Source organism: Terriglobales bacterium, assembly GCA_035937135.1.
Taxonomy (GTDB): Bacteria; Acidobacteriota; Terriglobia; order Terriglobales; family Acidobacteriaceae; genus DASYVL01.
In genome coordinates, this window is record DASYVL010000168.1 from 1 (window position 1) to 5,767 (window position 5,767).

General features: G+C 65.8%; 5 protein-coding genes. All 5 read left to right on the forward strand.

Features of this window, described 5'->3' with window-relative positions; translation table 11 throughout:
• Window positions 1-1,112 (forward strand): LeuA family protein (locus VGQ94_09795; GenBank protein ID HEV2022805.1); only part of this gene is annotated, 1,112 nt, incomplete at its 5' end.
• A gap of 42 nt (window positions 1,113-1,154) precedes the next feature.
• Window positions 1,155-2,399, forward strand: a complete 1,245-nt coding sequence (locus tag VGQ94_09800; GenBank protein HEV2022806.1) for a M20/M25/M40 family metallo-hydrolase — start codon at window positions 1,155-1,157, stop codon at window positions 2,397-2,399.
• Window positions 2,400-2,557: 158 nt separating this feature from the next.
• Complete coding sequence (locus VGQ94_09805; GenBank protein HEV2022807.1) at window positions 2,558-4,186, forward strand: amidohydrolase; 1,629 nt, start codon at window positions 2,558-2,560, stop codon at window positions 4,184-4,186.
• Window positions 4,187-4,298: 112 nt separating this feature from the next.
• On the forward strand, window positions 4,299-5,234 hold the full coding sequence (locus VGQ94_09810) for a DMT family transporter (GenBank protein HEV2022808.1): 936 nt from the start codon (window positions 4,299-4,301) through the stop codon (window positions 5,232-5,234).
• A gap of 141 nt (window positions 5,235-5,375) precedes the next feature.
• Window positions 5,376-5,767, forward strand: a 392-nt coding sequence (locus VGQ94_09815) for a peptidase S1 (protein HEV2022809.1), incomplete at its 3' end; no start/stop codon positions are given.

Consider the following 5,767-nt stretch of genomic DNA (forward strand, 5'->3'; position numbering starts at 1 on the left):
TCCTGCACCTGATGGAATCCCTGGGCATCAACTCGCTCGACCTGGGGTTGCCCGGCGCCGGGCCGCGTGCCTGCGAGCAAGTGGAGGCGCTGGCGCGCGAGATCGTCAACTCCCGCCTCAAGATCCGGGGCAACTGCGCCGCCCGCACCCATCAGAACGACATCCGGCCGGTGGCTGAGATCTCGCAGAAGGTGGGCCTCGCCATCGAATGCGCGACTTTCATCGGCTCCAGCCCCATCCGCCGTTACACCGAGAACTGGACCGACGACTTCCTGCTCAAGACCACCGAGGACGCGGTGAAGTACGCGCGCTCCCTCGGCCTCGAGGTCATGTACGTCACCGAGGACACCACGCGCTGCGATCCGGAGACCATCAAGCGGCTCTACAAGACCGCCATCGAATGCGGCGCGCGCGCCATCGTCATCTGCGACACCGTGGGCCACGTGACCCCGAGCGGCGTCAGCGCGCTGGTGCGCTTCGTCATCGAGCAGGTGGTGAAGCCCTCGGGCGAGAAGATCCGCGTGGACTGGCACGGGCACTGCGACCGCGGCCTGGCCGTCGCCAACTCACTGGCGGCGCTGGCCGCCGGCGCCGAGTGCGTCCATGCCTGCGCCATCGGCCTGGGCGAGCGCGTAGGCAATACCCAGATGGACCAGATGCTGGTCAACCTCAAGCTCATGGGCGTCCCGCCCTGGGACCAGCAGGACCTCACCAAACTCAAGGACTACTGCGAAACGGTCTCGCGCTCCACCGGCGTTCCAGTGCCCCGGAATTATCCCGTGCTGGGCGCCGACGCCTTTCGCACCGCCACCGGCGTTCACGCCGCCGCCGTCATCAAGGCCTATAAGAAGGACGACGTGGAGCTGGCCAACACGGTCTACTCCGGCGTCCCCTCGCACTACTTCGGCCTGGAGCAGATCATCGAGGTCGGCCCCATGAGCGGGAAGTCGAACATCCTCTTCTGGCTGGAGCGCCGCGGCATCGCCGCCGCCGACGACGTGGTGGAGCGCATCTACGCCCGCGCCAAGTCCAGCGACCGCTGCCTCACCGAGGCCGAGATCCTGGAATGCTGCCCGGCCGCGGCCGCGAAGACGACGACCACAGTCTCCTGAGCCGTCCCCGGCGGGTAAGCTGTACTATGTCTCCCTCCTCCCATGCCCACGACTGCCAAGATTGATGCCCCGCGCTCTCAGCAGGAAGTTGAGCGCGTAGCGGCTCTACCCGGCGTAAAACGGGCGTTCGCATGGTTCGCGGCGCATGAGCCGGACTTGCGCCGCTGGCAGATGGAATTGGCCCGCATCCCCGCTCCGCCCTTCGGGGAAGCCGCACGCGCCGAGTGGCTGCGGGCGCGCTTCGCGGATCTGGGATTGGAAGATGTGCACATCGATTCGGTGGGAAACGTCCTGGGCGTGCGCCGCGGCGCGGAGCGCGGCCCAAAGTTCGTCGCCCTCACGGCGCACATTGATACCGTCTTTCCCGCCGGCACGCCGCTCGACATCCGCGAAGAGGGCGGCAAGCTCTCTGGCCCCGGCATCTCGGACAACGCCTCCGGCGTCACGGCGCTGCTGGCGCTGGCGGCGGCGCTCGGCGAATCCGCGGCCGCAAATGCGGCCAGCCTCGTCTTCATCGGAAACGTCGGCGAAGAGGGCGAGGGCGACCTACGCGGCATGCGTCACATTTTTTCCGATGCGCAATGGAAAGATTCCATCGCCCACACCATCGTCGTGGACGGCTCGGGCTCAGACACCATCGTCAATCAGGCGCTGGGCAGCCGCCGCTTCGAGGTCACCGTGCGCGGGCCCGGCGGCCACTCCTGGTCGGACTTCGGCGCGCCCAATCCCATCGTGATCCTCGCGCGCGCCATCGCGACCTTCAGCCGCGCGAAGCTTCCCGCCGACCCGCGCACCTCGGCCAGCGTGGGCGTGATCCAGGGCGGGACCTCGGTCAATACCATCCCGGAGTCGGCCAGCGCGCGCGTGGACATCCGCTCCACCTCATCGCAAGAGATGGAGCGGCTGCAGCGCGCCCTGCGCCAGGCCGTCGAGGAGGCCGTGGCGGAAGATGCCACCGGGCAGCGCCGCGGGGCGTCAAAATCGCCAGTGAGCTTTGAGATTGCGCCAATCGGCAGCCGTCCGGCGGCGGAGTTGCGCGAGGGTGCGCGCATCCTGGAAGTCGTGCGCGCCGTGGACGCACACCTGGGCAACGCCTCGCGCCTGCACCGCGCCTCCACCGACGCCAACATCCCGCTCTCGCTCGGACTCGAGGCCGTCAGCCTGGGCGCGGGCGGCTCGGGCGGTGGCGCTCATACCTTGCACGAGTGGTACGACCCCACCGGGCGCGAGCTGGCGCTCCAGCGCATCCTACTGGCCGCGCTGGCACTTGCAGGAGTGAAGGAATGAGATTCCTGTCCGCCACGGATAAACGCGGATTCACACGGATGTTTACTCGCCTAGCAGTTGCACTGCTGCTCGTTTTCCTCCAAGCCGCCAAATCGCCCGCTGACGATGGGGTTCCCCCTGACATCATTTACGTCAACGGCCAATTTCTGATTGGCGCCATGACTTTTCTTGGACCCGAAGGCCGATTCCTGACAGGCTTTGCGGTTGGGCAACGCAAGGAGTGTCGCCCTAAGGATCCGAGGAGGATATGCAATAACCCTTCGTTTCGATCGCAAGCCTTGGCCATCCGAGACGGAAGGGTGGTTGAAAACGGCACGAATGTGCGGATCAGGAGCCTCGCCGGTCCGAAGACCATAGTCGTCGACCTCGGCGGGCGCTTCGTCATGCCTGGCTTCAACGACGCGCACACGCACCTGGCGTCGGGCGGGCTCACCAAGCTGCGCGTGAATCTCGAGGGAAGCAAATCGCTCGAAGAGATGAAGGCACGCATCGCCGAGCGCGCCAAAGCCGCAGGCGAAGGCGAATGGCTCACCGGACGCGGCTGGGACCACACGCTATGGCCGGGCGCAAAGCTGCCCACGCGCCAGGACCTGGACGCCATTACTGGCGATCATCTGGCCGTCTTCGTGCGCGTGGATGGGCACATTGCGATTGCCAACTCCGCCGCGCTCAAAGCCGGCGGCATCACCCGCGAGACTCCCGACCCGCCGGGCGGGAAGATCGACCGCGACGAGAGCGGCGAGGCTACCGGGATCCTGCGGGAGACCTCCAAGGATGCCATGCTGGCCAAAGTTCCGCCGCCCACTCCGGCACAGCGCCGTCGCGCTGCTGAGCTGGCGCTGGCCGACGCCGCCCAGTGGGGCGTCACCTCCGCCCAGGACAACTCCGAGTGGGAAGACTTCCTGGTCTATGAACAGCTGGAGCGGGAAGGAAAGCTGACGCTGCGCATCACCGAGTGGCTGCCCTTTGGCGAATCACTCGAGGTACTGAAGCAGCGCCGCGACTCGCATCCCCACGACGACCTCATGCTGCATACCGGCATGCTCAAGGGATTCATGGACGGCTCGCTCGGCTCGCGCACCGCCGCCATGCTGGCGCCCTACTCCGACGACCCCAAGAACACCGGCCTGCCGCAGTTCGAGCAAGAAAAGCTCAATCAAATGACCAAGGAGCGCGCTGACGCTGGCTTCCAGATCGGCTTCCACGCCATCGGCGACCGCGGCGCAGAGATGGCTCTGGAGGCCTACGCGCAGGCCGGGGCTGCAGGCGACCGCCGCTTCCGCATCGAGCACGACCAGGTCATCACACCCGAGCAATTCAAGAAGTTTCGGGATCTCGGAGTCATCGCCTCCATGCAGCCCAACCATCTGCTCACCGACATGAATTGGGCGATCGACCGGATCGGTCCGGAGCGGGCCAAACATTCCTACGCCTGGAAGGAGTTTCTCGACAACTACGTGAGGCTGGCCTTCGGCACTGACTATCCGGTCGAGCCCATCACTCCCTTCCGCGGGATTTACGCCGCGGTCACGCGGAAGAATGAGGCCGGCACGGCCTCGTACTTCCCGGAGCAGAAGCTGACCATCGACCAGGCCATCGCCGCCTACATCACCGGCTCCGCCTATGCCGAGTTCGCGGAGAAAGACAAAGGGACGCTTGCGCCCGGCATGCTCGCTGACTTCGTGGTCCTCGACCGCGACATCACCAAGGTCCTGCCGGCCGAGATCCTCAAGACGCGTGTGCTGCGCACGGTGGTGGGCGGCAAGACGGTGTATGAGGCCAAGTGACTTCTGATTTGTAATTTGTGATTTGAAATGTGTAATTGAAAGAATCGCTGGCCGGCCTCGCAGAATCCAAGTCACAAATTACAAATTACAAATTAGAAATTACAGATTCCCCATGTCTCGCGCCCTCAAAGCTCACATCCTGCTGGCCCTGGTGACGGTAGTCTGGGGCGCGACCTTTGTGGTCATCAAGGAAGCGCTCGAAGACATCTCCCCGCTCCTGTTCAACGCGGTGCGCATGGGCCTGGCGGCGCTGCTGATGGCGCTGATCTATCGCCGCGAACTCACGCGCTTCACGCGGGGCGCGGTGCGAGCCGGCGTCGTGGTGGGCATCCTGCTCTGGCTGGGCTACGAGCTGCAGACCACGGGGCTCAAGCTGACCACGCCCTCGAAGTCCGGCTTTTTGACTGGCGTCTCGGTCGCGCTGACGCCGCTGGTGCTGGCCGTCTTCTGGAAGCGGCACATCAATCGCTGGACGCTGGCGGGCGTGGGCGCCGCCTTCGTGGGGCTGTACCTCCTGACTGTCCCCGCGACGGACGGCTGGGGCCTCGCGCAGTTTGCCAGCGTCAACCGCGGCGACCTGCTTACCCTGGGCTGCGCGCTGGTCTTCGCCTTCCACATCGTGCTGCTGGGACGCGCGACGCAGGTGCACCGCTTTCAGCAGATCGCCGTGCTGCAACTGGCGGTCTGCGTCACCCTGATGACCCTGACCGTGCCGCTGGTGGAGACGGTGTACGTCACCTGGACGCCGCGCGTGCTGTGGGCCATCGCCATCACGGGGATCCTGGGCACCGCCGCCGCTTTCACCATTCAGGCCTGGGCGCAGCAGTTCACGCCGCCCACGCATACGGCGCTCATCTTTGCCCTGGAACCGGTGTTCGCCTGGGTCACCTCCTACCTGATGCTGGGGGAGCGGCTGGGGAAACGGGCGGGCGCAGGCGCGGTCCTAATCCTGGCCGGGGTGCTGATTTCCGAGCTGAAGGGAAGCCCGGCCCAGCCCCGGGAAGAGCTAGGGCCGGTCGAGGGAGAAACAACTCCTGCCGGCGAGTAACCATTCCTACCCGGCGCGCGTCTAACCTGGCAGGGGATAGCACCCGACCGTTCGGACGAAAGACGCCCTTTAGGGCGTTTCTTCGACTCTGAGTCGAGCTATAATCCCCTAAATCCGAGTCTTGGGGTGGGAGGGAAAACTATGGGATCGGTTGTAAGCGGATGGTGGGAACGTGTGAAGGCGCGGCGTCTGGCCTCGACCCTGCTGGTGGTGGCGACGCTGGCCCTGGGCATCGGGATCGGTACCGTGATCTCCTTCGGGGTGAAGGCCAAGGCGATGAACACGGCGGACGCCACGCCGTTGAGCATTCCGTCGCCGCAGCAACTCTCGTCTGCGTTCTCGCGCATCGCGCAACAGATCGAGCCCACGGTGGTGAACATCAACACCGAGTCCACCATCCGGCCGCAGCCGCGGCGCAAGCGCAACGCGCCGCGCACTCCGGACGGCGACGATCCCTTCCAGGACTTCTTTGACCGCTTCTTCGGCTCACCGCAGGGCCCCTCCGACGGCCCCGGCGGCGAAGGCAGCGAGGG

What these genes read in the sequence shown, in the direction of transcription:
- VGQ94_09810 (HEV2022808.1), top strand. Translation starts at nt 4,299, where the DNA reads ATGTCTCGCGCCCTCAAAGCTCACATCCTGCTGGCCCTGGTGACGGTA.
- VGQ94_09800 (HEV2022806.1), top strand. Translation starts at nt 1,155, where the DNA reads ATGCCCACGACTGCCAAGATTGATGCCCCGCGCTCTCAGCAGGAAGTT.
- VGQ94_09805 (HEV2022807.1), top strand. Translation starts at nt 2,558, where the DNA reads ATGACTTTTCTTGGACCCGAAGGCCGATTCCTGACAGGCTTTGCGGTT.